Annotated in this window: 31 protein-coding genes and 1 pseudogene; 13 read left to right on the top strand and 19 right to left on the bottom strand. The window is 69.4% G+C overall.

Annotated features, from left to right (window positions below; all coding sequences use genetic code 11):
* Positions 1 to 580 precede the first annotated feature (580 nt).
* Positions 581 to 1,375, top strand: a complete 795-nt coding sequence (locus J2S42_RS08980) for a hypothetical protein (RefSeq protein WP_307237415.1) — start codon at positions 581 to 583, stop codon at positions 1,373 to 1,375.
* Between the two features lie 333 nt (positions 1,376 to 1,708).
* On the opposite strand, the gene J2S42_RS08975 is transcribed toward J2S42_RS08980, so the two are convergent.
* Genes J2S42_RS08975 through J2S42_RS08965 form a run of 3 tightly spaced genes read right to left on the bottom strand, consistent with a single transcriptional unit; the run spans position 1,709 to position 4,316 of the window.
* Positions 1,709 to 2,539, bottom strand: a complete 831-nt coding sequence (locus J2S42_RS08975) for an ABC transporter permease (protein WP_307237412.1) — start codon at positions 2,537 to 2,539, stop codon at positions 1,709 to 1,711.
* A complete protein-coding gene (locus J2S42_RS08970; RefSeq protein WP_307237409.1) occupies positions 2,536 to 3,366 on the bottom strand; it encodes an ATP-binding cassette domain-containing protein in 831 nt (276 codons plus the stop codon). Before J2S42_RS08970 ends, J2S42_RS08975 begins: the two co-directional genes overlap by 4 nt.
* The gene (locus J2S42_RS08965; protein WP_307237406.1) at positions 3,366 to 4,316 is read right to left on the bottom strand and encodes an ABC transporter substrate-binding protein; all 951 of its coding nucleotides are present in this window, start codon (positions 4,314 to 4,316) and stop codon (positions 3,366 to 3,368) included. The genes J2S42_RS08970 and J2S42_RS08965 overlap by 1 nt, the downstream gene beginning before the upstream one ends.
* Before the next feature lie 573 nt (positions 4,317 to 4,889).
* Between J2S42_RS08965 and J2S42_RS08960 the strand changes: the two genes are divergently transcribed.
* Entirely contained in the window at positions 4,890 to 5,174 is a 285-nt protein-coding gene (locus J2S42_RS08960; protein ID WP_307237403.1) for a hypothetical protein, read from the top strand.
* 262 nt (positions 5,175 to 5,436) lie between these two features.
* On the top strand, positions 5,437 to 5,988 hold the full coding sequence (locus J2S42_RS08955) for a BON domain-containing protein (protein WP_307237400.1): 552 nt from the start codon (positions 5,437 to 5,439) through the stop codon (positions 5,986 to 5,988).
* Positions 5,989 to 6,063: 75 nt separating this feature from the next.
* Here the strand turns inward: J2S42_RS08955 and J2S42_RS08950 are convergent, their stop codons facing one another.
* The 4 genes from J2S42_RS08950 to J2S42_RS08935 all read right to left on the bottom strand — a co-directional run bounded on the left by J2S42_RS08950 (position 6,064) and on the right by J2S42_RS08935 (position 8,018).
* Positions 6,064 to 6,534, bottom strand: a complete 471-nt coding sequence (locus J2S42_RS08950; RefSeq protein WP_307237398.1) for a copper chaperone PCu(A)C domain-containing protein — start codon at positions 6,532 to 6,534, stop codon at positions 6,064 to 6,066.
* 66 nt (positions 6,535 to 6,600) lie between these two features.
* Entirely contained in the window at positions 6,601 to 6,885 is a 285-nt protein-coding gene (locus J2S42_RS08945) for a hypothetical protein (RefSeq protein WP_307237395.1), read from the bottom strand.
* Positions 6,886 to 7,119: 234 nt separating this feature from the next.
* Positions 7,120 to 7,263: a hypothetical protein gene (locus tag J2S42_RS08940; protein ID WP_307237391.1), complete on the bottom strand. Its 144-nt coding sequence runs from the start codon at positions 7,261 to 7,263 to the stop codon at positions 7,120 to 7,122.
* A 167-nt stretch (positions 7,264 to 7,430) separates the two neighbouring features.
* Positions 7,431 to 8,018 (bottom strand): DUF305 domain-containing protein, encoded by a 588-nt coding sequence (locus J2S42_RS08935; RefSeq protein WP_307237388.1) that lies wholly within the window; start codon positions 8,016 to 8,018, stop codon positions 7,431 to 7,433.
* A 300-nt stretch (positions 8,019 to 8,318) separates the two neighbouring features.
* On the opposite strand from J2S42_RS08935, the gene gnd reads away from it, so the two are divergent.
* The 3 genes from gnd to J2S42_RS08920 all read left to right on the top strand — a co-directional run bounded on the left by gnd (position 8,319) and on the right by J2S42_RS08920 (position 10,838).
* Entirely contained in the window at positions 8,319 to 9,338 is a 1,020-nt protein-coding gene (gnd, locus tag J2S42_RS08930; protein WP_307237384.1) for a phosphogluconate dehydrogenase (NAD(+)-dependent, decarboxylating), read from the top strand.
* 121 nt (positions 9,339 to 9,459) lie between these two features.
* Positions 9,460 to 9,981, top strand: coding sequence for a DUF6328 family protein (locus J2S42_RS08925; protein WP_307237381.1), 522 nt, complete (start codon positions 9,460 to 9,462; stop codon positions 9,979 to 9,981).
* A gap of 365 nt (positions 9,982 to 10,346) precedes the next feature.
* Positions 10,347 to 10,838, top strand: coding sequence for a DUF389 domain-containing protein (locus J2S42_RS08920; protein ID WP_307237378.1), 492 nt, complete (start codon positions 10,347 to 10,349; stop codon positions 10,836 to 10,838).
* Between the two features lie 29 nt (positions 10,839 to 10,867).
* Here the strand turns inward: J2S42_RS08920 and J2S42_RS08915 are convergent, their stop codons facing one another.
* The gene (locus J2S42_RS08915; RefSeq protein WP_307237375.1) at positions 10,868 to 12,082 is read right to left on the bottom strand and encodes a cation:proton antiporter domain-containing protein; all 1,215 of its coding nucleotides are present in this window, start codon (positions 12,080 to 12,082) and stop codon (positions 10,868 to 10,870) included.
* Between the two features lie 303 nt (positions 12,083 to 12,385).
* Here J2S42_RS08915 and J2S42_RS08910 point away from each other — a divergent pair, with 303 nt between their 5' ends.
* From J2S42_RS08910 to J2S42_RS08900, 3 genes are read left to right on the top strand one after another with little or no spacing between them, the layout of a single operon-like run.
* Positions 12,386 to 12,910 (top strand): HPP family protein, encoded by a 525-nt coding sequence (locus J2S42_RS08910; RefSeq protein WP_307237371.1) that lies wholly within the window; start codon positions 12,386 to 12,388, stop codon positions 12,908 to 12,910.
* Positions 12,903 to 15,239 (top strand): molybdopterin oxidoreductase family protein, encoded by a 2,337-nt coding sequence (locus J2S42_RS08905; RefSeq protein WP_307237368.1) that lies wholly within the window; start codon positions 12,903 to 12,905, stop codon positions 15,237 to 15,239. The genes J2S42_RS08910 and J2S42_RS08905 overlap by 8 nt, the downstream gene beginning before the upstream one ends.
* The gene (locus tag J2S42_RS08900) at positions 15,239 to 15,697 is read left to right on the top strand and encodes a hypothetical protein (protein WP_307237365.1); all 459 of its coding nucleotides are present in this window, start codon (positions 15,239 to 15,241) and stop codon (positions 15,695 to 15,697) included. Before J2S42_RS08905 ends, J2S42_RS08900 begins: the two co-directional genes overlap by 1 nt.
* Before the next feature lie 269 nt (positions 15,698 to 15,966).
* Here J2S42_RS08900 and J2S42_RS08895 read toward each other — a convergent pair whose 3' ends face one another.
* The 4 genes from J2S42_RS08895 to J2S42_RS08880 are packed head-to-tail and all read right to left on the bottom strand — an operon-like array spanning position 15,967 to position 18,677.
* Positions 15,967 to 17,064, bottom strand: a complete 1,098-nt coding sequence (locus tag J2S42_RS08895; RefSeq protein ID WP_307237362.1) for an L-dopachrome tautomerase-related protein — start codon at positions 17,062 to 17,064, stop codon at positions 15,967 to 15,969.
* 5 nt (positions 17,065 to 17,069) lie between these two features.
* Positions 17,070 to 17,300, bottom strand: a complete 231-nt coding sequence (locus J2S42_RS08890; RefSeq protein ID WP_307237359.1) for a four-helix bundle copper-binding protein — start codon at positions 17,298 to 17,300, stop codon at positions 17,070 to 17,072.
* A gap of 13 nt (positions 17,301 to 17,313) precedes the next feature.
* Entirely contained in the window at positions 17,314 to 17,460 is a 147-nt protein-coding gene (locus tag J2S42_RS08885; RefSeq protein ID WP_307237356.1) for a hypothetical protein, read from the bottom strand.
* Positions 17,461 to 17,474: 14 nt separating this feature from the next.
* Positions 17,475 to 18,677, bottom strand: a complete 1,203-nt coding sequence (locus J2S42_RS08880; protein WP_307237353.1) for a zinc-dependent alcohol dehydrogenase — start codon at positions 18,675 to 18,677, stop codon at positions 17,475 to 17,477.
* 147 nt (positions 18,678 to 18,824) lie between these two features.
* Here J2S42_RS08880 and J2S42_RS08875 point away from each other — a divergent pair.
* Positions 18,825 to 19,223: pseudogene (locus J2S42_RS08875) on the top strand (ChaB family protein).
* A gap of 530 nt (positions 19,224 to 19,753) precedes the next feature.
* Here the strand turns inward: J2S42_RS08875 and J2S42_RS08870 are convergent.
* The 3 genes from J2S42_RS08870 to J2S42_RS08860 all read right to left on the bottom strand — a co-directional run bounded on the left by J2S42_RS08870 (position 19,754) and on the right by J2S42_RS08860 (position 20,770).
* Positions 19,754 to 20,017 carry a hypothetical protein gene (locus J2S42_RS08870; protein WP_307237350.1) on the bottom strand — a complete coding sequence of 88 codons (264 nt, stop codon included), beginning with the start codon at positions 20,015 to 20,017 and terminating at the stop codon, positions 19,754 to 19,756.
* A gap of 287 nt (positions 20,018 to 20,304) precedes the next feature.
* Positions 20,305 to 20,469 carry a hypothetical protein gene (locus J2S42_RS08865; protein WP_307237347.1) on the bottom strand — a complete coding sequence of 55 codons (165 nt, stop codon included), beginning with the start codon at positions 20,467 to 20,469 and terminating at the stop codon, positions 20,305 to 20,307.
* A gap of 79 nt (positions 20,470 to 20,548) precedes the next feature.
* Positions 20,549 to 20,770, bottom strand: a complete 222-nt coding sequence (locus J2S42_RS08860; protein WP_307237344.1) for a hypothetical protein — start codon at positions 20,768 to 20,770, stop codon at positions 20,549 to 20,551.
* Positions 20,771 to 20,963: 193 nt separating this feature from the next.
* Between J2S42_RS08860 and J2S42_RS08855 the strand changes: the two genes are divergently transcribed.
* The 3 genes from J2S42_RS08855 (at position 20,964) to J2S42_RS08845 (ending at position 23,046) form a co-directional block, all read left to right on the top strand.
* On the top strand, positions 20,964 to 22,211 hold the full coding sequence (locus J2S42_RS08855; RefSeq protein WP_307237341.1) for a cation:proton antiporter: 1,248 nt from the start codon (positions 20,964 to 20,966) through the stop codon (positions 22,209 to 22,211).
* 92 nt (positions 22,212 to 22,303) lie between these two features.
* Complete coding sequence (locus tag J2S42_RS08850; protein ID WP_307237338.1) at positions 22,304 to 22,561, top strand: PfkB family carbohydrate kinase; 258 nt, start codon at positions 22,304 to 22,306, stop codon at positions 22,559 to 22,561.
* Between the two features lie 11 nt (positions 22,562 to 22,572).
* Entirely contained in the window at positions 22,573 to 23,046 is a 474-nt protein-coding gene (locus tag J2S42_RS08845) for a PfkB family carbohydrate kinase (RefSeq protein ID WP_307237335.1), read from the top strand.
* A 359-nt stretch (positions 23,047 to 23,405) separates the two neighbouring features.
* Here J2S42_RS08845 and J2S42_RS08840 read toward each other — a convergent pair whose 3' ends face one another.
* The 4 genes from J2S42_RS08840 to J2S42_RS08825 all read right to left on the bottom strand — a co-directional run bounded on the left by J2S42_RS08840 (position 23,406) and on the right by J2S42_RS08825 (position 25,029).
* Positions 23,406 to 23,642, bottom strand: a complete 237-nt coding sequence (locus J2S42_RS08840; RefSeq protein WP_307237333.1) for a DUF6328 family protein — start codon at positions 23,640 to 23,642, stop codon at positions 23,406 to 23,408.
* A gap of 119 nt (positions 23,643 to 23,761) precedes the next feature.
* On the bottom strand, positions 23,762 to 24,391 hold the full coding sequence (locus tag J2S42_RS08835) for a recombinase family protein (RefSeq protein WP_307248667.1): 630 nt from the start codon (positions 24,389 to 24,391) through the stop codon (positions 23,762 to 23,764).
* Positions 24,388 to 24,777, bottom strand: coding sequence for a hypothetical protein (locus J2S42_RS08830; RefSeq protein ID WP_307249315.1), 390 nt, complete (start codon positions 24,775 to 24,777; stop codon positions 24,388 to 24,390). The genes J2S42_RS08835 and J2S42_RS08830 overlap by 4 nt, the downstream gene beginning before the upstream one ends.
* A 99-nt stretch (positions 24,778 to 24,876) precedes the next feature.
* Positions 24,877 to 25,029 carry a hypothetical protein gene (locus tag J2S42_RS08825; protein ID WP_307249313.1) on the bottom strand — a complete coding sequence of 51 codons (153 nt, stop codon included), beginning with the start codon at positions 25,027 to 25,029 and terminating at the stop codon, positions 24,877 to 24,879.
* Between the last annotated feature and the right edge of the window lie 84 nt (positions 25,030 to 25,113).

Raw genomic sequence — 25,113 nt, 5'->3', positions numbered from 1 at the left:
AACCTCCGCGCTCCGATGACAGGTCCAGCACGTTTCGCCTGGAACGGCGTGCCCGGCCGTCGGCGATGCGATCCGCTCAGGGGGTCGTTCCGTTCGTGACTGGTCATGGTTCGCTCCGGCGGTGCCGTGGGTCCCTGACCATCCGGGAGCGTTGCCTCCGTGAGCCGTTCCCGCAACTCGCTGAGGGCCTGTGCCAGCCGGCGCGAGACCTGCATCCTGCACACGGACGGTACGGTGCCGATCTGTGTCTGGGCCAGGTCGCCGAAGTAGGACCGGATCACCAGTGCTTGAGTCGCGGTGACAGCCGTTCCACAGCCTCACGCGCGCGACGCCGTCGACGGCCGCCGTGATCGGATCGCCCGGATCGGCCACGAACTGGCTGAGCGGAGTGGAGCCGGGCTCATCATGCACGGCCGGGTCCAGGGACGCCGTCCGATAGGTCTGCCAGGCCATCTCGGCCTCGTTCGCCTCTGGCTCGCTGATGTCCATGTGTCGTTTCCGTGACGGCTTCGGCACGCGTGCCGCGCTTCCGTTTCCACCCGAGCCGGACGGGTAGCCGACGGACAGCCGGTGTTCACACGTGCCGCGGCGCACCTCCTGCGCGCGGCCGGAGCGAAAGGAGATCGGCATGCGTCGGTACGGGGCTCTACTGGTTGCGGCCTGTCTCGGATCCGTGCTGGCCGGATGCGCCGGTGACGAGACCGAACCCTCAGTGTCCCCCTCCAGGAGCGTCGCCTCGCTGCCGGCGAGGGAACCGGTCGCCACCTGTGTACGCGGAGACTGGCGCACCACCACCGTGGCCTGGCATGGGAACGGGCCGGTGAGCGGCGGAAGCATCAGCGGTGGACGCGACGTCCGGCTGTCCGTTGCCGACGACGGTGCGGTCGTCGCCGACTTCACCGGGATGCAACCGGTCGTCTTCAGCGTTCCGGTCGCCGGTGCGCCCGTGAACGGGCAGTTCCGCTACACGGGCCGCGCCACGGGGATCATGACCACCGGGCCCACCCCGACCCCACCGGCCGGTACGCCGCCCACGCCCACCCCGTTGCCGGCACCGGCCTCCACCGGGCCCGCGCCCGCATCGAGCGTCGCGGCGGACCCGAGCGGACCGGTCTCGGGGGCCTGGCTCGTGGACGGTCCGGTCGACTGGTCCGGGGTGCGCCTCACGGTCGATCTCACCGCTCCCGCCGAGACCCGGCTGTTCGACGCCGTGCCGCTCAGCGAATACACCGGCTCCGGTGCCACGCGCACGGCCGACGTCGTCGACGTCAAGCCGCTGCTCGATGACGGCCGGTACCTGTGCGACGGGCGCACTCTCATCATGTTCTTCGAAGGCGCCAAGAATGTCGGCTGGGTGCTGGAGCCGGCCGGCTGAGGCCGCCGGAGCGGCTGTGACCCGGCGGTTTCGGCTGCGGTGAGACGTCTGACGGTCCGGCTGCCGGCATCGATGCAACCTGTGGCCGGCCGGCGGCGTCGCCGGGCATCCGTACGCCGGCCCCTGAACCAGGAGACCGGCGTACGGATGCCCGGCGGGCCCACGCCGCTCGGGCCGGGCAGAACCGCAGCGAACCGCCCGGAGAAGACTGTGCCCGGCATGGTTGACGGATCATGCCCGGATCCATGACGGTGCGGCGCACCCGTCCGCCGGCGCGGCCGGATCGTGCGGCAGCGGCGACGTACGTGGTCACTGTCCGGCCGCGCCGGTGCGTCAGGCCAGGCGGCGCCCGGCTCCGGCGGTCACCCGGTCCAGGTAGATCGCGAGAACGACGACGGCGATCCCGCCCTCGAATCCGCGTCCGATGTCGAGCTGGGTGATCGCGCGGACCACGACGGCGCCGAGGCCTCCGCCACCGACCAGGCCGGCGACGACCACCATGGACAGCGCGAGCATGATGACCTGGTTGATCCCCGCCATGATCGACGGTACGGCCAGGGGGAGCTGGACGTCGCGCAGGATCTGCCGGGGCCGGGCGCCGAACGCGACGGCGGCCTCCACCACCTCCCGGTCGACCTGCCGGATGCCGAGTTCGGTGAGCCGGACCGCGGGCGGTACCGCGAAGATCGTGGTCGCGACCACGCCGGGCACGACGCCGATGCCGAAGAAGAACACGGCCGGGAGCAGGTAGACGAAGACCGGCATGGTCTGCATGAAGTCCAGAACCGGCCGGGTGACCGCGCGCACCCGGTCGCTGCGCGCGGCCCAGATGCCGATCGGGACGCCCACCGCCACGGCGACCACGGACGCGACCAGCACCACCGACAGGCTCTGCAATGTCTCCCGCCACAGCTCCATCGCCTGCACCAGCAGCAGCCCGGCTACCGTCGCCGTCGGCGCGCGCCAACCGCGCAGGGTCAGCCAGGCGATGCCGGCCAGCACCGCGGTCAGCAGCAGCGGATGCGGCAGCACCAGTACGTGGTAGACCACGCTGAGCAGTTGCCGGAGCAGTTCGGCCACGGTGTCGAAGAAGCCGCCCAGGTGCAGCCGCAGCCACTCGATCGCGGTCTCCACCCAGGCGCCGATCGGCACGTCGGGAATCATGCGGCGGCCTCGTTCCCGCGCAGGTCGGCCACGAACGCGGCGACGTAGTCGTCGGCCGGATCACCGAGGATCTCCGCTCCGGTGCCGGACTGGATCACCCGCCCGTCGCGCATGATCATGATTCGGGTGCCGAGCCGCAGCGCTTCGACCAAGTCGTGCGTGACGAACACGATCGTCCGTCGGCGCTCGGCCTGCAGTGACAGCAGCAGCTCCTGCATCTCCCGCCGAATCAGCGGATCGAGCGCGGAGAACGGCTCGTCCATCAGCAGCACGTCGGGCTCGGTGGCGAGGGCACGGGCCAACCCCACCCGCTGGCGCTGGCCGCCGGACAGCTGGGCCGGGGCGGCGTCGCCCCGGTCGGCCAGCCCCACGCGGGCCAGCGCCTCATCCGCGCGGGCCAGCCGTTCCGCCTTCGGCATGCCGCGCACCCGCAGGCCGTAGGCGGCGTTCTCGCGTACGGACCGGTGGTGGAAGAGGGCGAAGTGCTGGAACACCATGCCGATCGAGTGGTTGCGCAGCCGGCGCAGCCCGGCGTCGTCCAGCGCGCGCACGTCGTGACCGGCGACCCGGATCGTGCCGGCGGTCGGCTCCACCAGCCGGTTCAGCATCCGCAGCACGGTCGACTTGCCGGAGCCGGACAGCCCCATGACGGCGAAGATCTCGCCCTCGGCGACGCGGAAACCGACATCGTCGGCGCCGAGGAACCCGCCGGCAGCGGAGACCGCCGCTCGGCGGGTGCCGGGATCGTCGTCCGGCCGGGCCAGCAGCGCGGTGGCCGCGTCGGCCGGCAGCCCGTAGACCTTCGTCAGGTTCGATACTTCGATCATCAGGCGATCACCTCGTCGGCGGCCCGTTTCCCATCCGCGGTGGTGACCCCGGCCAGCCAGGTGCGTACCGTGTCCGGGTTGGCGGATATCCAGGCCGCGGCGATATCGGCCGGGTCCTGCTTGTCCTTGTCGACCTGGTCGATCCAGCGTGAAGCGGTCTGCGCGTCGACGGTGATCTGGGACAGGAATCTGGTGAGGTTGGCGTCCTCGGCGCGCAGCCCGGCCCGGGTCAGCACCCGGATCTCGCCGGCGCCCGGCCACACCTTCTCCGGGTCTTCCAGGAAGTGCAGATCCCAGGCGACGGTCATCCAGTGCGGGCTCCAGCCGAGGAACGCCACCGGTCGCTTCTGCTCCGCGCGCCGGGTGACCTCGGCCAGCATCGCCTCGGTGCTGCTCGCGGTGAGCTTCCAGTCGCCGAGCCCGTAGGCGTCGTTCGTGATGGCCTGCCGGATGGTGGCGTTGCCGGGCGCTCCCGGCTCGATCCCCAGGATCTCGCGGCCGAACGCGCCGGCGTGCGCGTCCAGGTCCGCCAGGGACCGGATGCCCAGTTCCTCGGCGACGTACCCGGGCACGGCGGGCGCGTACTCGGTGCCGGTCAGCAGGGTGCCGGCGACCTCGACGCGCCCGTCATCGAGCACCGGCTGGAACGTCTCCTGCTGGCTGGGCCACCAGTTGCCGAGGTAGGCGTCGGCCTGGCCGGTGGACAGCGCTTCTGCGGCCAGGGGCACGGACACCTCCTGAGTGCTGGTCCGGTAGCCGAGCCGGTCGAGCAGCTGCATCGCGATCCGGGTCTCGACCACCAGGTCCGCCCATGGTTGCTGTACGAAACGCGCCAGGTGGTCACCGTCGTCGGTGCCGGCGGCGAAATCGTCCCCGGATTCACCGCTGCACGCGGCGAGTGCGACCCCGGTCAGTACGGCCGCGACGGCGGCGAGCATTCTTCTCAGCATGTCCTCGTCTTTCGCTGTGTGATCGGCCGACAGGCGATCGAGGCGTCCACAGCCGGCCGCCGGAAGCGGCGGTGCGGGCCGGTGGTTGCTCCTCAGGCGACGCGAGAGAGCGGCCGGAATCGGCGGGCGGCCGGGCCCGGGCCGCACGTCCCGGTGCCGGGAGCAGCGACCATCACAGCACACCGCTCGCCTCCTGGCCGGCTGCTCTGACCGGACTTAGTAGCATTTATGTCGTTATGAGGGATGAGATCGCCGCGTATTTTGTCGCGAACGTGTAGAACGCTTCACGGGACCGTCACACTCCGGCGCGGCCGGCACGACGCAGCTCACGCGGCCTGCCTGCCGATCGTCACCGGAATGACGCGAGGCTGCGGATACCTCGCCATCGGCACGAGGCACGGTGGAGGTCGAAGATCGCTCCAGGCACTCGATGACGGATCGGTGATGACATGGCCCCGAAGCCAGCAACGCCACCGGCCGGCACGACCGCGCCGCAACAGTGCGCCACGTGTCCCGCCACGGTCATGACCTCCACGCCCGGACGCCGTTCCGCACCCCTCCGGCGCCGCCACCGTGGAGGCCGGTGATCGCATCATCATCACCGCCGCGGTCGACCAGCGGCTGGACGCCCGCGCCTTCATCATCCGCGACGTCGACCTGCCCGCCGCCGGGGTGCTCGTGCTCGACCCCGCCGCGACCCCGATCGCCGCGCCGCAACTGGTCACCGTGCACGGGATAGTCCGTCGCTTCGCGTACGGCGCCCACGCGCCCGGCTACGGGCTGCGCGATCCGGACGCCTACCGCGCCTTCGAGACGGCCAAGGTACTCCGGGCGGAGCACATCGAGGTGCATGACTGACACTTGTTGCCCGGTGCACCGCCATCGACGAGCGCGATCGACGTGGTAGCCACGGAGACGCGGCGCGACATTCGACGTGGCCAGTGTGGTCCTCGCGGGCAGAGGCCGGCCGTGGCGCCAGGTGGACAGAGTTCACCGTGGTGCTGGCGACCATTGCTGAAGTCGTCACGGAACCGTCAAACGGCCGCGCAGGCGACGCCATACACCGGGACGACGATGACCGCGGACATCGTCAGCGGCACCGATCGGAGGGACGACCGCTATGCCGACACTGCCCCTGCCGGAGGACGGCAACGGCGAACGACCTCGTCGCTTCATGGACCCCGACGGGCCCGATGTGCAGCTGGCTTGTCGGGTGGCGCAGAACCTGATCATCGATGAGCGGATCCGGCATGAGCGGATCGCGATATCAGTGCAGGACGGGGTCGTGATCCTCACCGGACGCGCGGATCCGGAGACACGCGAGCTCGCCGGCCACACCGCACGTGAGAGCGAGGGCGTGCGGGACGTGTGCAACCGCGTCCAGGTGCCCGACGAGCGGTCTTCGGCCATCACCCTGGAGCGCCGTCGATTCGACGACATCGTGGCTGAACTCCGCGCCGACGAGCACGGCGGTGCGCAGGTGACGTTGCGCACCTGGGCCCCGTTGTTCGCCGCGCTGCTGGCCGCCGTGGTCTGGTCGGTGCTGCTGGTGGCCGCCGTCGAGTTCGGATGGCCGATCATCGTCCTGGTCATCGTCGCGGGAGTGCTGTGGTTGCTGCCGGCCCAGCTCCTGCCGGCCCAACGGCGTCGCTGGCGCCGCGGGCCGTCCTGACCCACCGGCCGCGTTCCCACCGCGCCGCACGGCCGGGTCTGGCCGGCCGCGCGGCGGACGCCGATGGTGCCGTCATCAGCCGGCCGCACATGCGACACTGGGATAGACCGACACCTCCGTGGTGGGTACGACCGGGACGTCCATCGTGATGGTGGGCGCAGTGGCGAAGTCGAACGTCAAGGGGATCGACATGCCGACCGGCACGTCTCGGTTCAGGTCGACTATGCGCAGATGGTAGGCGTCGGCGAAGCGAGACCCCTCGTCCGTCAGCGGCAGGTGCTCGACCACCTCCGCGGTGCCGTCGCATGCGCGGTCCCAGCGGATTTCGACGCGCGCGGCGGTGCCGCTGCTGACCGCCAGCAGTGTGTCGGTGCCGCGCTCGCTCAGCAGCCGTAGCCAGACCGGGGCGTCCGTGCCGGACTCCAGCCGAGGCCCTTCCGGGCCCTGCACCCGCAGTCCCCGGATGAGGATGTCGCCGGTCTGTGCCTCCCGGCCGTGCGCGCCGCTCTGCAGCACCTGCTGCGGTTGGCCGCAGGCGGCCGTCATGCCTGTCAGTATCGCCGCGAGGACCGCGGCGGCTCGGCGTCGTGTCATCGTCTGCCTCCAGGATCGTCAGCGTGGGTCGGACCGGTCGGGGGTCCGGCCTCGTCCGGCGGCGATGGTCAGCGTCACGGCGGTCACCGCCAGCAGCGTCTGAAGGATCAGATGCCGGTACCCGTAGCCCGGGCCACCCAGCCCGCTGAGGTCGGCCAGGACCGTCCCCAGCATCGCCCCGGCGACCGCGGCGATCAGGGCGACGACCCCTGGAAGGCGGGGGCGCTGTTTGAAGAGCACCGGGCCGGCGATCCCTGCGAGCAGGCCGATCGCCACCGCGATCAGGATTCCCGTGTACGTCATGGCGTGCGATCCCTTCTGTCGGCGCGGTTCCCAGTGGTGCGATGGTCGGACGTCCCTGACCGCGTCCGGCATACCCGCGCCCACCGGCCGCATTCGCGATGTCACCGGTTCGTCACGACACTGTGCAAGCTCTGGCACCCGTACCGGCGGCATGATGTACGTCGCCGGCCGGCTGCCTGGGGCACGGCGCTCGTGCCGCGCTTCGCGGCGCACCCGTTCGGAAGCTGGTGACGGTCAGCCGCGGCAGCGGACCAGAGCGGCGGCCAGGCCGGGATCGGAGTCCAGGTCGGCGGCGGCGGTGAACGGGCCGCCACCGAAGCCCCAGCCGGGCTGAGGGCTCACCGTGTCATCGATGCGCCAGAGCCGGCGGCCGTCCACGCGGCGGATGTACTGGGGCGTGCGGGACGCGCCGCCGGTCGCGGCGCACGCGGTCAGCGCGGATGATGATCCGACCTGGCCGGAAGACCTCCGTGCACGGCGTGAAGACGTCGGCGCCCAGCGATTCGGCCGGTGGGGCGCAATCGACTGTTCTGCCCGATTCATGTTCACTCGGTGGCGCATTGGCGGTCGGCGGACTCCTCGAAAGTGGGGACCGGGCGGGCCTGCGCCTGCTGCGGGGTGGCGGCCACGCCGTTGCGTTCGATGTCCTCGATGAGCCATTTCATCTCGAGGATTTCCTCGCGTTGGGCCTTGCTGATCTGCTTCGCGAGCTCGCAGACCCGTACGTCGGTGATCTCGGCGTGCTCCGAGCGGGTGATGGCCATCGAGTGGTGCGGGATCATCGAGTTCATCCACCCGCTGTCCTGCACGGTGGTCTGGCTGCGGTCGAGGAACACGCCGGTGGCCAGCAGGAGCAGGCTCGCCGCGACGACGCCCAGATTTGCCTTGGTGTTGCGGTACATGTTGAGCATGTAGCCGAGCATGATCAGGCCCATGGTGCCGCCCATGGTGAGCGCCATGAACACCCGGCTCTCGCTGAACCGGATGTGGCTCCATTGCCAGCTGCTGACGAACATCACGGCGTACATGACGACCATGGCGGTGAGGATCATTGCCCCGAACCGCAGATACATCTTCTTGTCGTGCGACTGTCCGCCGACGTGACCAGCCGCGCCCGAGTTCTGCTTGTCCATCCGCTCCGACCTTCAATCGTCCGTCGCAAATTTCCGTTGTGGCCCACGAAGCACGCGCTTCGACTTCCGTGATCCGCGGGCTTCGGTCGCGGATACCCGACGTTCGACGGGTCAATCGATCGATACGGGTGTCACCGGTCAGTGGCGGTGGCCGCCGCTGGGCGGTACGCGTCGACCAGCGGCGAAGTCCGGGGCGAGCCGCCGGATGTGACGGCACATTCCGGAAGAGGGTTTCAGGCCGTGCGCTGCGGGAACCGGGGCACACGACCGCACGCCTCATGTCCGTCGATGGGATAGCACATGCAACTCGGAATGATCGGGCTCGGGCGGATGGGCGCCAACCTGGTACGCCGGCTGACGACGGCCGGTCACGACTGTGTCGTCTTCGACACCGATCCCGGCAAAGTTCAGGCGCTCGTCGCCGAAGGTGCCACCGGCAGCGACTCCCTTGCCGACCTGGCCGGCAAACTGCAGCAGCCCCGAGCCGTCTGGGTGATGGTGCCCGCCGGCGGTCCGACCGACGCGGTCGTCACCAGCCTGTCCGATGTCCTCGCCGCGGACGACACCATCATCGACGGGGGGAACTCCTACTACCGTGACGACATCACCCGCGCCGCGTCGCTGGCCGAGAAGGGCATCCACTTCGTGGATGTCGGTACCAGTGGCGGGGTCTGGGGACGCGAGCGCGGCTACTGCCTGATGATCGGGGGTGACGCCCCCACCGTGCAACGGCTGGCTCCGCTGTTCGCCGCGATCGCCCCGGGTGTGGACGCGGCCCCGCGCACCGCCGGACGCGATGCGGAGCCCGTCGAGGCCGAACGCGGCTACCTGCACTGCGGCCCAGCTGGCGCCGGGCACTTCGTCAAGATGGTGCACAACGGCGTCGAGTACGGCATCATGGCCGCCTACGCCGAAGGGTTCAACATTCTGCGTAACGCCGGTATCGGCGCCGCTACCCGGGAGGCCGACGCCGAGACCGCGCCGCTGGCCCACCCTGACTTCTACCGCTACGACCTCGACATCGCCGCGGTCGCCGAGGTGTGGCGCCGCGGCAGCGTCGTCTCGTCCTGGCTGCTCGACCTGACCGCCGCCGCTCTGCTCGAGTCCCCGGACCTTAAGGACTACTCCGGTCGGGTGTCGGACTCCGGCGAGGGCCGCTGGACCGCCATCGCCGCGATCGAGGAGGGCGTGCCCGCACCCGTACTTCTGACGGCGCTGACCTCCCGGTTCAGTTCGCGGGGCCTCGACCGGTTCGCCAGCCAGACGCTGTCGGCCATGCGGCAGCAGTTCGGCGGCCACGCCGAGAAACCGGCCGGTTGACGCACTGAGCCGGGCGCCGTGGACCGGGAGAGCGGCGGTGCCTTTCGCGACAGCAGGCGATGCCGTTTGGTCACGCTCACGTCGGGCATCCGTCACCGACGATCGAGGAGGGCGGGTGGTGATGGGTCACGAGACGGAGAAGCAACGGTGGGAGCGTAACTTCGCCGACCTGTTGCAGGAGCTGCGGGTGGCGCAGACCGGTGTGCAGATCCTGTTCGCCTTCCTGCTGATGCTGCCTGTCACCGCCCAGTTCGAGCAGACCACCCTGGTGCAGCGGGGCATGTATCTGGTGGCGTTGCTGGCGGCCGCGTTCGCCACGGGGGCGATCATCTCACCGGTGGCGTTCCATCGGATGTTGTTCCGTCGGGGCCGCAAGCCGCAGCTGGTGCGGTTCGCGCACCGCATGGCCATCGTCGGCCTGGGTTGCATGCTGGTGGCGATGGCGACGTCCGTACTGTTGATCACCGATTTCCTGTTGCCGAGACCGGTGGCGTTCGGGCTGACCACGGTGGCGGTGCTCTGGTTCCTCGGGCTGTGGGGTGTGCTGCCGCTGGCCCGGCGCAGCTGGGGCGATAACGATCCGGATGAGCATCTCTCCGCGCAGGAGGTCTCGCAGCGGGTCAACGCCAAAACCGATCGATAAACCACAATACTCTTGTGCCAGCACGTTCCTTGAGGGAATCGGCCCCGTCGGCGCCTGTAGCCGACCACCCACACCCCGGCGTCCGGCCACGATCCGTTTGTCACCGATTCTTCAAGATGCGTCGTGGTTGCCGGCGTCGCGTGCGGGTAGGCGGCACGGCATCGTCCGCGTACCGGGAAGGTAGATCGTATGAGTGCGCCGGAGACGACCGGACGGGCCGGGACGGTCGGGATTCCTGACCCGCCGACGGGACGCGATCGGCTTCGCTACATCGGACCGGGCGTGTTGTGGGCCCTGGCCGCACTGGCGACCGGCAAGCTGTTGTTCACCCCGCGCGTCGGCGCGCAGTACGGCTACGCGCTGCTGTGGGCGCTGGTGCTGGCGTTGCTGCTGAAGCTGTAGGGTTCGTCGGCGGCAGCCGGGCCTGGTGGCGCGGCCTGCTCGATGTGATCAAGGGCTACGCCGTGCTGGTTCCGGCCGCCGCGCTCACCGCCCTGCTGCTGCAAACTCTCGGCACGGACCCGCTCGGCGGTTCCGGCGGTTACCTGCCCAGCGGAATCCTCGTCGACTACTGGGACGACCTGTCATGGACCGCCACCCTGGTCACCGTCGTAGCGGGGGTCGCCGGTGCGCTGCTGATCGCCGCCAACCGAGCCGTGCTCACCGCCGGAGTCATGATCGCGCTCGCCCTGGTGCCCACCGCGGCGCTGGTCGGCGTCGGCCTGGTCACCGGCGACCTCGACCTGGCCACCCGCGCGGGCCTGCGATGGCTGCACGACGCCGGCATCGTGCTCATCACGGCCACCGCCGTGCTGATGCCGATCCGCGTCTACCGGCGCCGGGGACTGAAGATGTGACAGTTGTCGGTGTGCTGGCTGTGCCGACGTCACTCGGAGTCACGGCTACCGGAATCGGCGTACGCCTTGCGCAGCGGTGTGCCGCTGACACCGAAAGCGATCACACTGACGGCGATGGCGAGGGTGCCGGCTGCGAACACCCGCGGGTCCTGCACGCCCTTGTCGATGCTGTGTGTCAGATAGAAGAGAGCGCTGATCCCGATTGGGCCGAACCATCCCGCGAACACCGCCTCGCGCAGCGGCAGCCGCAGCGGGCGTGCCAGCGCGAGCACCACCGGCAGGCGGCGCACCAGCAGGACGGCTGCGGCGAACGCCACCGCCGCGGGACCGAACGCGATCCAATCGTGCCAGGGCAGCACGATGCCGAGCAGGACGAACAGCGGCAGCACCGCATACCGGTTGACCGCCTCGTCGATGCTGTCCTGCGGACCGCGCACGTTGTCGCCGACGACGCGGTTGTAGGCGGCACCGGTGACGAAGACCGCCAGTACCCCGTCGGTGCCGGCCAGCCGCGCCACCCCCAGTACGGCAACGGCCAGCAGCAGCGTGAACACCAGTTCTGGCCCACGGCTCAAGCTGTGCTGCCCGGTCGCCGCGCGGATCGCACACCCGGCCGCCGCGCCGGCGACCACCCCGATGACCGTGCCAGCCAGGACCTGCCACACCAGAGTCCCGGCCACACCCGCCACCCCTTCGTCCGGCAGCGCGGCGGCCAGCGCCAGCGCCACCAACGGCAGAGCCAGACCGTCGTTGGCGCCGCTCTCCACCGTCAGCAGCCGGCGCAGCCGGCCAGGCAGGTCCCGCTCGGCTGGCTCCCCGGTGACCACGGACGCGGCGAGGACCGGGTCGGTGGGTGACAGGCACGCCCCGATGAGCACGGCCAGAGCGACCGGCACGCCCAGCAGCAGGGCCGCGGCGCCGGCGACTGCGGCGGCCACCGGCATGACGACCAGCAGCAGCACCACCAGACGGCCGGTGAGCGGGCGCCACGACGTGACCGGGAAACGCAGCGCGGCGGCCATCACCGAGGCCGCCAGCAACAACCGCGCGCCTTCCAGCAACAGCACATCACGGACCGGATCGTCGATCTCGACCAGACCGGTCAGTTGCGGTCCCAGGACAACACCGGCGAGTAAGGCGACCAGCGGCTCACGCACGGGTAGCCTGCGCAACTGCCTGCTGACCAACGCCAGAACGGCAGCGCACGTCCCGACCGTCGCGTAGAACAGATGCAGCCGATCCACTCACACCTCCGCTCACGGCAGTGACACCGTGCGGCGCCGGCTGTCGCACCTTCGCCATGCCCGTCGTCGCCCGCTGTGCCGACACCTTGACCGGTCGAAATGCAGGCCTGATCCGCATGTGTTGCCACGTCAGCGCCGAAGACGCCGATTTGCTGCTTACCCACCATCGCCGCGAAATAGCTGCGGAAAGGACACCGCGGCATCCATGTGATGCGTAATGGGCATCCGATCGGGTAGACCGTCAGTCCAATCGCAATCCGGCGAGGCCCGGACCGCGGCAATAGGAATGGTGGGGAGCCTGTGGTGCGACGGTGGCTGTACACCTTCGCCGGTGGCGGCTTGGCGATGGTGATCGCTGGCGCGGTGGCGGCGCTGACGCATCAGCCGTGGTTGTTCCCCAGCTTGGGGCCGGCGGTGATGCTGCACGTGGAGAAGCCGGACGCCCCGGAGTCCTCGCCCCGCAACACGGTGATCGGGCATGCGGTCGCGCTGCTGACCGGTTACGGCTTCCTGTTGCTGTGCGGCCTGGCGGACAACCGGTCGGTCCTGCAGGAGGGGGTGGGTGTGGCCCGGATCGTGGCCGCAGCCGGTTCGCTGGCCATCACGGCGACGGTGCTGCTGTTCCTGCGTGCCTCACATCCACCGGCCGGCGCGACAACGCTGATTGTCAGCCTCGGACTGTTGCACACTCCGACCCAGTTGGTGATCGCGATGGCCGGCGTGCTGCTGGTCACCGTGGTCGACTGGCTGTTCAACCGGGCGACCGGTCGCCCCATGCCGGTCTGGTCGGCACCGGCTCAGTTGCGTCAGGAGGCCCATCGTGGTTGATCGAATCGCCGACCCGTGGGGGCCGCGCACACCGTACGCGCCGGGCGCCGCGTGGCCGGAGCGCGTCGACATGTTCCTCGGCGACGGCCTGTCCGAGGACGAGGTCGACGGCTGGTACCAGTCCGCGTCGGTGCTGCACTCCAACGGTGACGCGATGGACATCGCCGTCAAGGACGGCAGGATCGCGGGGGTACGTGGACGTGCCGTGGACCGGGTCAATCACGGCCGGCTGGATGTGAAGGACATGTACGGCTGGCAGGCCAACAACAGCCCGGACCGGCTGACCCGTCCGCTGGTCCGCGACGGCGGCCGCCTCGTTGAAGCGGACTGGGACACCGCGATGGACCGGATCGTCACCCGGTCCCGGGAGCTGCTGGACGGCCCGGGCGGATGGGGGCACTTCGGTTTCTACACCTCCGGGCAGCTGTTCCTGGAGGAGTACTACGCGCTCGGGGTGATCGGCAAGGCCGGTATCGGCACGCCGCACATGGACGGCAACACCCGGCTGTGCACGGCCACCGCGGCGGCGGCGATGAAGGCCAGTTTCGGCACGGACGGGCAGCCCGGCTCGTACACCGATGTGGATCACTGCGACGCGATCGCGCTGTGGGGGCACAACGTCGCCGAGACGCAGAGCGTGCTGTGGATGCGCATGCTGGACCGGCGCCGGGGCACAAACCCGCCGGCGATGCTGGCAGTCGACCCGCGTGACACCCCGGTGGCCCGGGAGGCTGACGTGCACCTGGCGGTGCGGGCCGGCACGAACGTGGCCTTGATGAACGGCCTGCTACGCGAGATCATCCGGCGCGGCTGGTACGACGAGGCGTACGTGGCCGCGCACACGATCGGCTTCGACGAGCTGTGCCGAATCGTCGACGGCTACCCGCCCGAGCGGGTCGCCGGCATCTGTGACATCCGGGCCGCTGACGTGGAACGCGCCGCCGAACTGATCGGCACGTCCCAGCGGCTGCTGTCGACCGTGCTGCAGGGCTTCTACCAGTCGAATCAGGCCACCGCCGCAGCGTGTGCGGTGAACAACCTGCACCTGTTGCGCGGCATGATCGGCCGTCCGGGGGCCGGCATCTACCAGATGAACGGGCAGCCGACCGCGCAGAACACTCGCGAGACCGGCGCCGACGGTGACCTGCCGGGGTTGCGGAACTGGGACAACGAGCAGCACATCCGCGAGCTTGCCGAGCTGTGGAACGTGGAACCGGACACCATCCCGCACTGGGCGCCGCCGACGCACGCGATGCAAATCTTCCGGTACGCCGAGCAGGGCTCGATCAAACTGCTGTGGATCTCGGCGACCAACCCGGCGGTGTCGCTGCCCGACCTGGCACGCATCCGCCGCATCCTGGCGAAGCCGAAGCTGTTCGTCGTCGTCCAGGATCTGTTCCTCACCGAGACCGCCGAGCTGGCCGACGTGGTCCTGCCGGCCGCCACCTGGGGCGAGAAGCTCGGCACGTTCACCAGCGTGGACCGCACCGTGCACCTGAGTGAGAAGGCCGTCGACCCGCCTGGCGAGGCGCGCGCCGACCTGGACATCTTCCTCGACTACGCGCGCCGGATGGATTTCCGGGACCGCGACGGCGAACCGCTGATCCGTTGGACCGGGCCGGAGGACGTCTTCGAGGCGTGGAAGGAGTGCTCCCGAGGCCGGCCGTGCGATTACACCCGCATCACGTACGAGCGGCTGCGTGGCGGCAGCGGTATCCAGTGGCCGTGCGACGACGAGCATCCCGAGGGCACCGAGCGCCTCTACACCGACGGCGTCTTCAACACCGATCCGGATTACTGCGAGACGTACGGTCATGATCTGTCCACCGGCGCGGAGTTCAGCGAGCAGCAGTACCGGGCTAAGGAACCGGGTGGGCGGGCTTTTCTGCACGCGGTCGACTTCCAGCCGTCGCCGGAGGTGCCCAGCGACGAGTATCCGCTGCTGCTGACCACCGGGCGGACCGTGTACCAATTTCATACGCGTACCAAGACCGGCCGTGCCCGACAGCTGGACGCCGCGGCACCGGACGTCTGGGTGCAGATCAGCACCGAGGACGCCGCTCGCCACGGCATCACCGACGGCGATCTCGTCGGCATCGCCGCACCGCGCGGCGCCATCCAGGGGCCGGCCCGCATCGGCCGGATCCGTGCCGGCGTGATCTTCGTGCCGTTCCACTACGGCTACTTCGACATCGACCGGCCCGACCGGCTACCGCGGGCCGCGAACGAGCTCACCGTGACGGCCTGGGACCCGGTCTCCAAACAACCGATCTTCAAGGTCGCCGCGGTACGCATCGTCAAGCTCGCCGACGCGGACGGAGGACGCTGATGCACCTCGCCCACTATCTCGGCCTGCTGCATCGTGCCCAGAGCAATCTCGCTGACGCTTTCCGGCAGGTCGGCGAGGCGCATGCCGACGAGCCCGACGTCTTCCACCTCTGTCACCAGCAGGCGGGGGTGTGCGACAGGCACGCCGGTCTGCTGGAGCCCTTCGCCCGCCGCTATTCCGAGGAGGCGCCGGACGAACCCGAGCGGCTGCACTCGGAGCTGTTCTCCGGCACCCGGACCGGTGGCATCGGCCTGCTGCGGGATCTTCAGGACCTGTATTTGATGGCCGCCGAGTGCGACGTGTGCTGGACCGTGGTCGGGCAGGCCGCCCGCGGCGCTCGCGATCACGGCCTGCAGCAGGTCGTCCAGCAGTGCGAGGGCGAGACCGCGATCCAGTTGCAGTGGCTGCGTACCCGGATGAAGGCCGCCGCCCCGCAGGCGCTGGTCGTCGCCGAATAGAGCCGAGGGAAATGGACCCGGTTGTCTGCCGCCTCATCCGATACTGCGGTCCGCATCCTGGCGAGGCCGGGCCGGCACCGACAGGGTGCCGACAGGCGATGGTCGGCCTGCTTCGGTGCCAGCGGGCCCGCTACAACGTCGTCACCCATGCGACCGGCATCCGGATCCGCACGGCTGCCGATCTCTGGACCGGCTCCCGCCCGAGCTGGCCTGATTTCGGTATCGCCGCAGCGAGCGGCCCCCGAATCACCCGGGGGCCGCTCGCGGACCTATGGGTGCAGCTGGATCGGACCGGCGTCGATGCGGGTCCGGAACAGGGCGTACGGCTTATGCCGCAGATCCTTGCCGTTCTGGTAGGTGGCCTGGCGGTGCAGTTGGTTGGCCGTGACGTACAGGTGGCCGTCGGCGGCGACCGACATGGTGTCCGGCCACAGCAGTCGCGCGTCGTGGACGATCGTCTCGTAGCTGCCGTCGGGCCGGCGCCGCAGCACGGCGTTGTGCTCGTAGGCGGTCAGGTAGAGGTTGCCGGCGTCATCGGTCTCCAGGCCGTCGGAGCCGGTGCCCTTGTCGCCCTCGTCGATCACGGTGGCGGCCACCGCGTCATCGTCGAGCGACCGATCGCACAGGGCGTCGACGGAGACGCTGTAGAGCCGCCGGGAGGCGAGCGGGCAGTAGTACAGGCGCTGCCCGTCGTGGGAGATGGCGATGCCGTCGGCACCCATCGTGACCGGCTGCGGGTCGCCGCCGGCCGGCCGCTGCATGAGGTAGCGACCTTCGACCACCGGCCGGAAGGTGGTGAGGGGTTCGGCCTTCGTCGACGGGTGCTCGTGCAGCCGCCGCCATGATTCGCCCGCGGCCAGGTCGACGACGATGATCCCGTTCGGGCCCTGGTCGGAGGAGTCGGTGATGAACGCCATGCCGTCACCACCACGGCGGAGATCGAAACGAACATCATTGAGGTACGTGGTGGGCAGCGCAACGTCCGGTGGGAACACGATCGTCCGGACCACGGTGTCGGTGCCCAGGTCGACACAGACCAGCTTCGGTCCGCCGGTGCGGGTGGGCTGGAACATCGGTGAGCCGGTGTCGAGAACCCAGAGTCTGTCGGCGGGGTCGACGACGACGCTCTGCACCGAGACGAAGGCGCGCTCGTCATCGTCGCCGTCGGGGGTGTTCCACCGCTGGTCCGGGAACGGCACCGGCTTGCCGTCACGCAACTCGGTGACGGTGGCGGGTACGTCGTCGCCCCACTTCGGGAAGTTGACGAAGACGCGGCCGCTGCGGGAGACGGTGACGCCGGTGGGCATCGGGCCGTCGAACGTCGCGACCGTTTCGAGGGTGCCGATCGGCTCGTCGCTGAAGGCCATCGCGGTCAGCTCATCTCCGCGAGCAGGTCCCGGCACGCCTGCTCACAGGCACGGCACGCGTCCGCGCAGATCCGGCAGTGCTCGTGCATGCCGGCGTGCGACTCGCATTCGTCGCCGCAGGCGGTGCACGCCTGGCTGCACGCGTTGAGCGTGTCGATGGCCGCGGCGAGTTTCTGCCGGTCCAGGTCGATGGTCTGCGGGTAGCTGTCGAGCATCGGCAAGGTTGTGGTCGTCACGCGATCTCCTTGATCAGTGGTTTGTCGGGTGTTTCTGGTCGTCGTGTTTCTCCTGTTGCCGGACCTTGTCGTCTTTCTCGATCTGTTCGGTCAAGGAGTTCGCCTGTGGGATGTCGACGATGCTGCCGCCGTCGTGCGGTCCGTCTCGTTCGTTCGGCATCGGTTTCTCCGTTTTCAGGTGGTGGGGTTGAGGGCGACCTTGATCCAGCCGGGTTCACGCCGGTCGAACTCGCGGTAGGCGGCGATCACGTCGGTCATGGGTTCGTGTCCGGTGAGCAGCAGGGCCGGGTCGACGGTGCCGTTGGTGACCAGCTCGACCAGCTGCGGGATGTAGTGACGGTGGTTGCAGTTGCCGGCCTTGACGGTGACGTTCTTGTTCATCACCACACCGATCGGGTAGCTGTCGAACGTCTGCGGGTAGACGCCGATGATGCCGATGGTGCCGGCCTTGGCGACCGCCTGCGCCGCCCACTGCGCGGCCTGACTCGGGGCGTCGCCGGGCACCCAGTTGTCGCCGTCGACGCCTGTCTGCGGTGCGATCTGGGCCTGCTCGGCGTCGAACTGCATCGCCTGCTGCTCGTCGACGCCGGTCGCCGGCCGCTGCGCGTCGATGCCGACGGCGTCGACGACGCGGTCCACGCCGATACCGCCGGTCAGTTCCTGGATGGCCTCGACCGGGTTCTCGCTGTCGAAGTCGACGATCTCGGCGTGCTGGGCGCGGGCGAGGGCGAGCCGGTCGGCGTGCCGGTCGACGGCGATGACCCGGCCGGCGCCCTGCAGGTAGGCCGACAGGATGGCGAGCTGGCCGACCGGTCCGGCGCCGAAGACCGCGACGGTGTCGCCGGTGCGGATCTCGGCGAGTTTCGCACCGAACCAGGCGGTCGGGAAGATGTCGGACAGCATGATGGCCTGGGCGTCGGTGACGTCAGCGGGCAGCGGCACGAGCGTGGCGTTCGCGTACGGGATTCGCGCGTACTCGGCTTGCAGCCCGTCGAAGGCGCCCGCGGCCTCCGGGCCGCCGAAGAACGCGGTGCCGGCGAGCTTGCCGCCGGGATTGGCGTTGTCGCACTGCGCCTGGTAACCGGCCCGGCAGTAGGAGCAGAAGCCGCACGAGATGGTGGACGGCACCACCACCCGATCGCCGCGGGAGAGGTTGCGGACACCGGTGCCGACCTCGACGACCTCGCCGACGGCTTCGTGGCCGATGATCGTGCCCTCCTTCATGCCGGGCATGGTGCCGCGGACCAGGTGCAGGTCGGTGCCGCAGATCGCACTGGTGGTGACCTTGACGATGGCGTCGGTGGATGCCTGGATCTTGGGTTCGGGCACGTCGTCGAGGCGGATGGCGCCGATGCCGTGCCAGACGACTGCTTTCATGGGCTCACTCCCGAGGGCTGTCGGCTGTCGTCGACGGCCTACCCGGATGTGAGGGCTTTACTCGATCGGCGGTACGCCGGATTGCGCCGGTTTCAGCGTCGCGCCGTCGGGCACGCAAGGGGTGTCATCGTCGTGAAGGAGGCCGCCATGCCGGCGCGTAAGGACATGCCAAGCACGATCGGACGCTCGCCGAAGAAGGCGTAGGACACCTACGTCAAGGCGCACGACTCCGCGGTCGAGGAGTACGGCGAGGGCGAGCGGGCGCACCGCACGGCGTTCGCGGCGCTCAAGCACTCGTTCGAGAAGGTCGGCGACCACTGGGAGCCCAAAGCCGAGAAGGGCCCCAGCGACAAGAAGGCGGCCGGTGGCCGGGACACCAAGGCCAAGACGTCCGGCGGAGTCGACGCGAACGCCAGCAAGCAGCATCTGATGGACGTGGCGAAGAAGCTGGACATCAGCGGCCGGTCCCGGATGACCAAGCCGGAGCTGGTCGACGCGATCCGAAAGGCCAACAAGAGCAGCACCGGCAAGTCCCGCGGCAACTAGCCGAGGTCAGGTTGCCGGAGGTCGCCGGGTTGCCGGGCAGGGTCGTCGTTTTCGCACCATTGGATTCGCTCGCCGTCACGGTGGAGCAGCCGGCCCGCTTCCCGGAGCTGCATGTGCCTGCGGCCGGTCAGGGATGTGGCAGGCGCGTGCGCTGGCGGCGCTCGGTGCCGCGATCACGGTGTGCACAAGCCTCGGCGGTGTCACCGGGCAGCTCCTGCGGTGCCGGCTATCACCCCGACCGGGAAAGGTACGGCAACTATGTGCCGACCGTGCTCGGGCGAGCGCTACGACGCCTTCTGCTGGTTCGACCGGACGCAGGCTGTCCGGCCCCCTGCACCTGCACCGGCGACGCGCTCGAACCGGAAACGTACCCCTCTGGAGTCTGATCGGGCGGCCTGGGCGGGGATCAAGGTCACGAACGAGGCGCCATCCCGGCGATCAGCAGAGGCGCGAACCGCTCACTGGCGATCCCGACGACAGGGGCCGGACCGCACCCGGTCTCGCCTCGCCGCTCTCGTGGCGGCGGGCGGTCATTCGAAGACGGAACCACTGTCGTCGCCGCTCCGGCGGCGCGATCGGCGTCGCAACTGAATGACGACCAGATCGACCGCGGCGATCACCGCCAGGGCGACGAAGAGCCAGCCGAAGGCCACAAGGTCGGAGCGCAACAGCAGCGCGGCGAAGACGGCCGAGGTGATCAGGCCGAACAGGGCCAGCGCCAAGCGCAGGTTGAGCGCGCTATAGGGATGGCCGACAGATCCCCGCCGGTTCGGTGGTTGCGCATTGAGCGGCATGACGAACGGATACCCGGCCGTGCCACGCCGAACCACATGTCATCGGCGCGGTTTGTCATCGATTGCTCGTCGCCATCGCCACCAGATGAGGGCACCGATGGCCAGAGCCGCGGCAGCTGTCCAAACCAGGAGGTGACCGCGGTCAGTGCGGCCGGAGCTGAGCGACATCGCCGCGAGAGTGGCCGCGACCGCGGATCCGACGAGACAGAGCAACCAGACGACCCGGGCGGCTACGGCCTGGACCGGCTTGCGGCGCGGATCCCGGCGTGCGTTGGCGGCCGGGCTGGTCATGACTCCTCGGCTTCGTCGCGTTCGGGGTCGGCCAGCGGGTACGGTCCGCCTCCGGCGGAGCCGATCCGCGCGTCGGCGCGTTTCACCGGTCCGTCCGGCCGTTCACTTTTGCCCGTGGCGTCTTCGTTGTTGCGGTCGTCAGGGCGGTTCTCGATCGCCATGGAAAGTGGTCTCTTCGTTGTTCGTTCGGCGGTGCGTGGCCGCACCGGCCCTGGGTGGGGCCACGAGAGGCCGGGGCGGTCAGGCGTTCTCAGTCTGCAGCCGCTGGGCGAGCAGCTGCTTGCCGAGCTCGCCGGCTTTCTGGCTGTTCTGCTGGATCGCGCAGAACCAGTCCGCCAGCTCGGTGTCACCCTCGCGTTCGGCGTCGGCGATGAACTGCTCCATGCGCCAGGCGTTCTCCAGCGACAGGTGCAAGATGTTGATGAGGTTGTAGTTCTTGTCCTTGACCGGGCTGTCCGGCACGGGTCCCACCTCCACAGAGTCGACGTCGTGTCCGGCGGCGCGTACCCGCATATCGGCCTGCTATGCCCACGCTGATCGGTCCGCGGTCACGCGACGAGCATCGAAGCGCGGGATCCGGTGGTGTGCGTGCGGGGTGCGCCGGGAAGTCTGATCGGCAGTCAGGCTTACCGTTGCCATTCGACCGGAGATCTCGGTGCTGCTGCTCGCTTTCGCCTGCGTTCTGCTACTCGCGGTCCTCGTGTCCGCGCTCGCCGGCCGCACGATCCTGTCCACCGCCGTGCTGTTCCTGGCCGCCGGGTTCCTGCTCGGACCAGGCGTGACCGACGTGCTGGACGTGCACGCCGACTCGCCGATCGTCGGCACGCTGGCCGAGTTGGCGCTGTTCGCGGTGCTGTTCACCGACGGCATGCGGGTCGGCTGGGCCGATCTGCGCTCGGCGTGGCGGCTGCCCGGCCGGGCATTGGGCTGGGGCCTGCCACTGACCCTGCTGGTCACCGCATTGCTCGCGCACTACGTGGCCGGGCTGAGCTGGGCCGAGTCGCTGCTGATCGGGGCGATCCTGGCACCGACCGACCCGGTGTTCGCGTCCGCGCTGGTCGGCAACGACAAGGTGCCGGCCCGGCTGCGGCATCTACTCAACGTCGAGTCCGGCGTCAACGACGGCCTGGCGTTGCCGTTCGTTATCGTCTTCCTGGCCATCGCGGCCGGTTCCGCCGATCTGCACCTGGGCGAGCTCGCTCTGGAAGTCTCGCTGGGCTTGATCATCGGCGTGCTGATCCCGCTCGGCGCGATCCTGCTGGAACGCAGCCGCTTCTTCTCCGCCTCCCCGGCCTACGAGCCGCTCAACGGACTGGCCATCGGCCTGCTGGTCCTCGCCGTCGGGCAGGCCACGCACGCGAACCTGTTCCTGGCCGCGTTCTCCGCCGGCATCACCGTGGCCACCTTCGGCCCGCGGCAACGGGCTGCGTTCGAGCACTTCGGGGAGAACATCGCCGAGCTGTTCAAACTGGCAGCGCTGCTGGTGTTCGGGGCGCTGATCTCTCCGGCGTTCCTGGGCGAGATCTCCTGGACCGGCTGGATCTTCGCCGTCCTGGCGATCTTCGTGGCCCGGCCGGTCGCGTTGTGGCTGTCGTTCCTGCGATCCGGCCTGGGCATGCGGGAGCAGGCCGCAGCGATGTGGTTCGGCCCGAAAGGCTTCGCCTCCGTGGTGTACGGACTGATCGTACTGGAATCCGGCATCCTCGCCGCGAACGAGATCTTCCACTTGGTCGCGGTGACCATCGTGTTGTCGATCCTGCTGCACTCCTCGACCGACGTGGTGGTCGCCCGTGCCTTCGACGAGCAGGCCGAGGTCCCCGGCTGGTACGGCGTCGTGCGCCGCACCGTACGCGCGGTGCGCGGACAACCCCGTCGCTCACCGGCCGACGACCGTGGCGAGTAACCCGATTCGCCGGGTTGCGATGACGCCGGTGGGGGAACGTGACGGCATGGACAATCTCGTGTGATGGTGTTCGCCCGGCACCCCGGCTGACCGTGACGATCGAGCAGCAGGCCGACGCGGTCGAGTTGCACGTCCATCCGGGTGGGCAGGGTGTGTGGCAGGCCCGGATGATCACCTCGATCGGGGCGTCGGCCACGTTGTGTGTGGCGGTGGGCGGCGAGACCGGCGACCTGCTGAGCAAGCTGCTCGCCGACGAGCAGGTGACGCTGCGGATGGTGACCCGGCAGTCGGGAAGTGGCTGTACGTGCACGACCGCCGCGACGGTTCCCGTAGCGAGATCGCCGCGGTGACGGGCGCGCCGATGGCACGCCACGACATCGACGAGTTGTACTCGATGGCGTTGACCGAAGGGCTGCGGGCGCCGGTGGCGGTGTTCAGCGGCACCGCCGACCTGACCGGTAACGGCGTGAAGGTGGTGGACGACCTGGCCGGTGACCAGCTGTCCGCGGTCCTCGCCGGTGGTGTCGCGGTGCTCAAGGTCAGCCACGAGGAGCTGATCGATGCCGGCCGGGCCGAGGACGACAGCGTCGACGCGCTGACGGCAGCCGCTTACCGGCTACGCGAGGAGGGCGCGGCGGCGGTGATGATCGGCCACGCCGACCAGCCGGGCCCGGCCCTGCTCGACGATGAGGTGCTCAAGGTGCGGGTGCCGCAGCTGCAGGTCGTCGACCACCACGGAGCCGGTGACTCCATGACCGCCGGCATCGCGGCGGTGCTTGTAAAGGCGGTGACCTGCACGAGGCAGTCCGGACCGGCGCCGCGGCCGGAGCGCTGAACGTCACTCGCCACGGGCTGGACACCGGACGCGCCGAGACGATCCAGGAACTCGTCGGCCGGGTGGAACTGACCACCCTGAAACGGTGACGGACCGATCAACCGGCAATGCGGACAGACGGACCACGGCGGTGCGGTGTAGCGCCGCTATCATCGCGCGGGCCGCGGCGGTGGATGATCCCGGAGCGCTGCGGCCGGCCGCGGTCGCCGCCCTGATGGACCGGGTCGGCGTACGGGCCGCCCGCGGGTGATGCCGTTCGGGTGGTTTCATCCGGCGTAACGGAGTACACGCCCAGCAGCGTCCAGGGAGGGAGCCGTCCATATGACCCGTCCGCAGGCTGAGCCCACAACGATCGTCGTCTACACTGACATCGCCTGCCCCTGGTCGACCGTGGCCATCGCCCAGCTGCTGCGGGCGCGTACCGTACTGGGCCGCTCGGCAGCGGTCACCGCGCCGAATCGTGTCCCGAATGGCAGGACCAGCAGAAACGCGAACATGATATGCATACCGTTCTGCGTGATCCGCAATTCACCCAGCAGATCGGTGAAGTTCCGATCCCACCGCTGCTTCTCGGACTCCCGAGCGCGCGTCTCCATCAACGTCGCATAGGAATCGGATAGCGGACACCGGCGGTCATGAGAACCCCTGCGAGACGGGCGGTCGCGGCTGTCCGAGGTGTGCGAATCGGACGAGTCGATATCGCCCCGGCAGCGACTCATGGTCCGCACACCCCGGCGACGCCGAAGGCGGCGTTTGCGGCCGACGACGATGTCGGCACCGCTCGAGCGTCGGCAGCACGCATACCACCGTGTGGTTCATTGAAACGTGTGCTGTTGGCATCGCCGCAGGAAATCGCTGGTGGACCGCAGATCAAAAGATTGGTTGCGGCATACCGGAACACTTCGGTCTTGAGACAGGGTCGGGCACCCGCCACCGGGTTCTCGCGCAGGTACACCGTGAGTGGGTGTTCGACGTGGTTGGCCAGGGCGTACTCGTTGGGGAAGCGGCACCGGTAGTGCGGCAGGCCGTGGTTGAAGTTCCCCTGCATGCGGCGCTCGCAGAGGCCGCAGTAGATCAGGCCCCTGAGCTGGTACGGGCGTGGGGTGGTGCGGGGCATTTTCCGTTTGCCGCGGCCGCCGGCGGCGAAGACGTCCTGGGCGAGTTGGTAGGTCTCCGGTGTGACGATGGCCGGGTGGCTGGGGGTGGTGGAGCGGAGCCATACGTTCGGGTCGTTCCAGCGCATTTCGGTTTCGTGGCCGAGGGCGACGTCGTCGACGTCGAGCAGGACCTCCTGTTTACGCTGGCGGTTCCAGACCTGGTGGCCGGTGTATCGGGGGTTGGTCAGGATGGCGCGGACGGCGCCCTTGGACCAGGCGATGCCGCTGCGGTGCCGGTTGCGGTCGCGGTCGTGTGCTGATGGGCAGGGATCTCGTCGTGGGTGAGGCCCTGGGCGATGGCGAAGAAGCCGGCGCTTGAGATGTATTCGGTGAAGATGCGGACGACGATCGGTGCTGCCTGCTCGTCGAGGCCGAGTCCGTGGAGGCGGTGCCCGATGGCGGCCTTGCTGGGGTTGGGGTGCGGGCCGAGGTCGATGATGCGGTAGCCGTAGGGCGGTCGGCCGCCGAGGAAGCGGCCTTCCATGACGGTTTGGGTGGCCATGGCGGAGCGGACCCGGATGCGGATGCGGATGCGGGTGCGTTCGCCTTTGCTCATGCCGCCGAAGACGGACATGACCAGGTCGTGGGCTTCGCTTTCCGGGTCGATGGCGCCGCCGACCTCGGGGACCCAGAGCTGGACTCCGTAGTGGACGAAGAGGGGGAACGTCAGGCCTTACTGGTTGCCGTAGAACGCGCGCTGGGGTTCGCCGATGACGATCGCGTCGAAGCCGCGGTGCGGGTCCTTCAACGCGGCCAGCAGTGCTGCTTCGGGACGTCGCTTCCAGGGGATCGACCTTGAGGGCCCGATGTCGAAGAACTCGTGCACAATCTGGCCACCGGCCGGTTCGATGAGCGTTTTCGCCCGGGACAGTTGCCAACCGCGAGAAGCGGCGGGGTCCTGTTGGTCCTC

The organism is Catenuloplanes indicus, from assembly GCF_030813715.1.
GTDB lineage: Bacteria > Actinomycetota > Actinomycetes > Mycobacteriales > Micromonosporaceae > Catenuloplanes > Catenuloplanes indicus.
Note: the sequence above shows the minus strand (reverse complement) of the source record. Positions and strands in the feature narration are given on the sequence as shown.

What these genes read in the sequence shown, in the direction of transcription:
- J2S42_RS08975 (WP_307237412.1), bottom strand. Translation starts at nt 2,539, where the DNA reads ATGATTCCCGACGTGCCGATCGGCGCCTGGGTGGAGACCGCGATCGAG.
- J2S42_RS08870 (WP_307237350.1), bottom strand. Translation starts at nt 20,017, where the DNA reads ATGCCGCTCAATGCGCAACCACCGAACCGGCGGGGATCTGTCGGCCAT.
- J2S42_RS08845 (WP_307237335.1), top strand. Translation starts at nt 22,573, where the DNA reads ATGGCACGCCACGACATCGACGAGTTGTACTCGATGGCGTTGACCGAA.
- J2S42_RS08970 (WP_307237409.1), bottom strand. Translation starts at nt 3,366, where the DNA reads ATGATCGAAGTATCGAACCTGACGAAGGTCTACGGGCTGCCGGCCGAC.
- J2S42_RS08880 (WP_307237353.1), bottom strand. Translation starts at nt 18,677, where the DNA reads ATGAAAGCAGTCGTCTGGCACGGCATCGGCGCCATCCGCCTCGACGAC.
- J2S42_RS08830 (WP_307249315.1), bottom strand. Translation starts at nt 24,777, where the DNA reads ATGTCCGTCTTCGGCGGCATGAGCAAAGGCGAACGCACCCGCATCCGC.
- J2S42_RS08900 (WP_307237365.1), top strand. Translation starts at nt 15,239, where the DNA reads ATGCACCTCGCCCACTATCTCGGCCTGCTGCATCGTGCCCAGAGCAAT.
- J2S42_RS08950 (WP_307237398.1), bottom strand. Translation starts at nt 6,534, where the DNA reads ATGACGGCCGCCTGCGGCCAACCGCAGCAGGTGCTGCAGAGCGGCGCG.
- J2S42_RS08885 (WP_307237356.1), bottom strand. Translation starts at nt 17,460, where the DNA reads ATGCCGAACGAACGAGACGGACCGCACGACGGCGGCAGCATCGTCGAC.
- J2S42_RS08895 (WP_307237362.1), bottom strand. Translation starts at nt 17,064, where the DNA reads ATGGCCTTCAGCGACGAGCCGATCGGCACCCTCGAAACGGTCGCGACG.
- J2S42_RS08840 (WP_307237333.1), bottom strand. Translation starts at nt 23,642, where the DNA reads ATGGAGACGCGCGCTCGGGAGTCCGAGAAGCAGCGGTGGGATCGGAAC.
- J2S42_RS08925 (WP_307237381.1), top strand. Translation starts at nt 9,460, where the DNA reads ATGGGTCACGAGACGGAGAAGCAACGGTGGGAGCGTAACTTCGCCGAC.
- J2S42_RS08945 (WP_307237395.1), bottom strand. Translation starts at nt 6,885, where the DNA reads ATGACGTACACGGGAATCCTGATCGCGGTGGCGATCGGCCTGCTCGCA.
- J2S42_RS08865 (WP_307237347.1), bottom strand. Translation starts at nt 20,469, where the DNA reads ATGGCGATCGAGAACCGCCCTGACGACCGCAACAACGAAGACGCCACG.
- J2S42_RS08965 (WP_307237406.1), bottom strand. Translation starts at nt 4,316, where the DNA reads ATGCTGAGAAGAATGCTCGCCGCCGTCGCGGCCGTACTGACCGGGGTC.
- J2S42_RS08935 (WP_307237388.1), bottom strand. Translation starts at nt 8,018, where the DNA reads ATGGACAAGCAGAACTCGGGCGCGGCTGGTCACGTCGGCGGACAGTCG.
- J2S42_RS08955 (WP_307237400.1), top strand. Translation starts at nt 5,437, where the DNA reads ATGCCGACACTGCCCCTGCCGGAGGACGGCAACGGCGAACGACCTCGT.
- gnd (WP_307237384.1), top strand. Translation starts at nt 8,319, where the DNA reads ATGCAACTCGGAATGATCGGGCTCGGGCGGATGGGCGCCAACCTGGTA.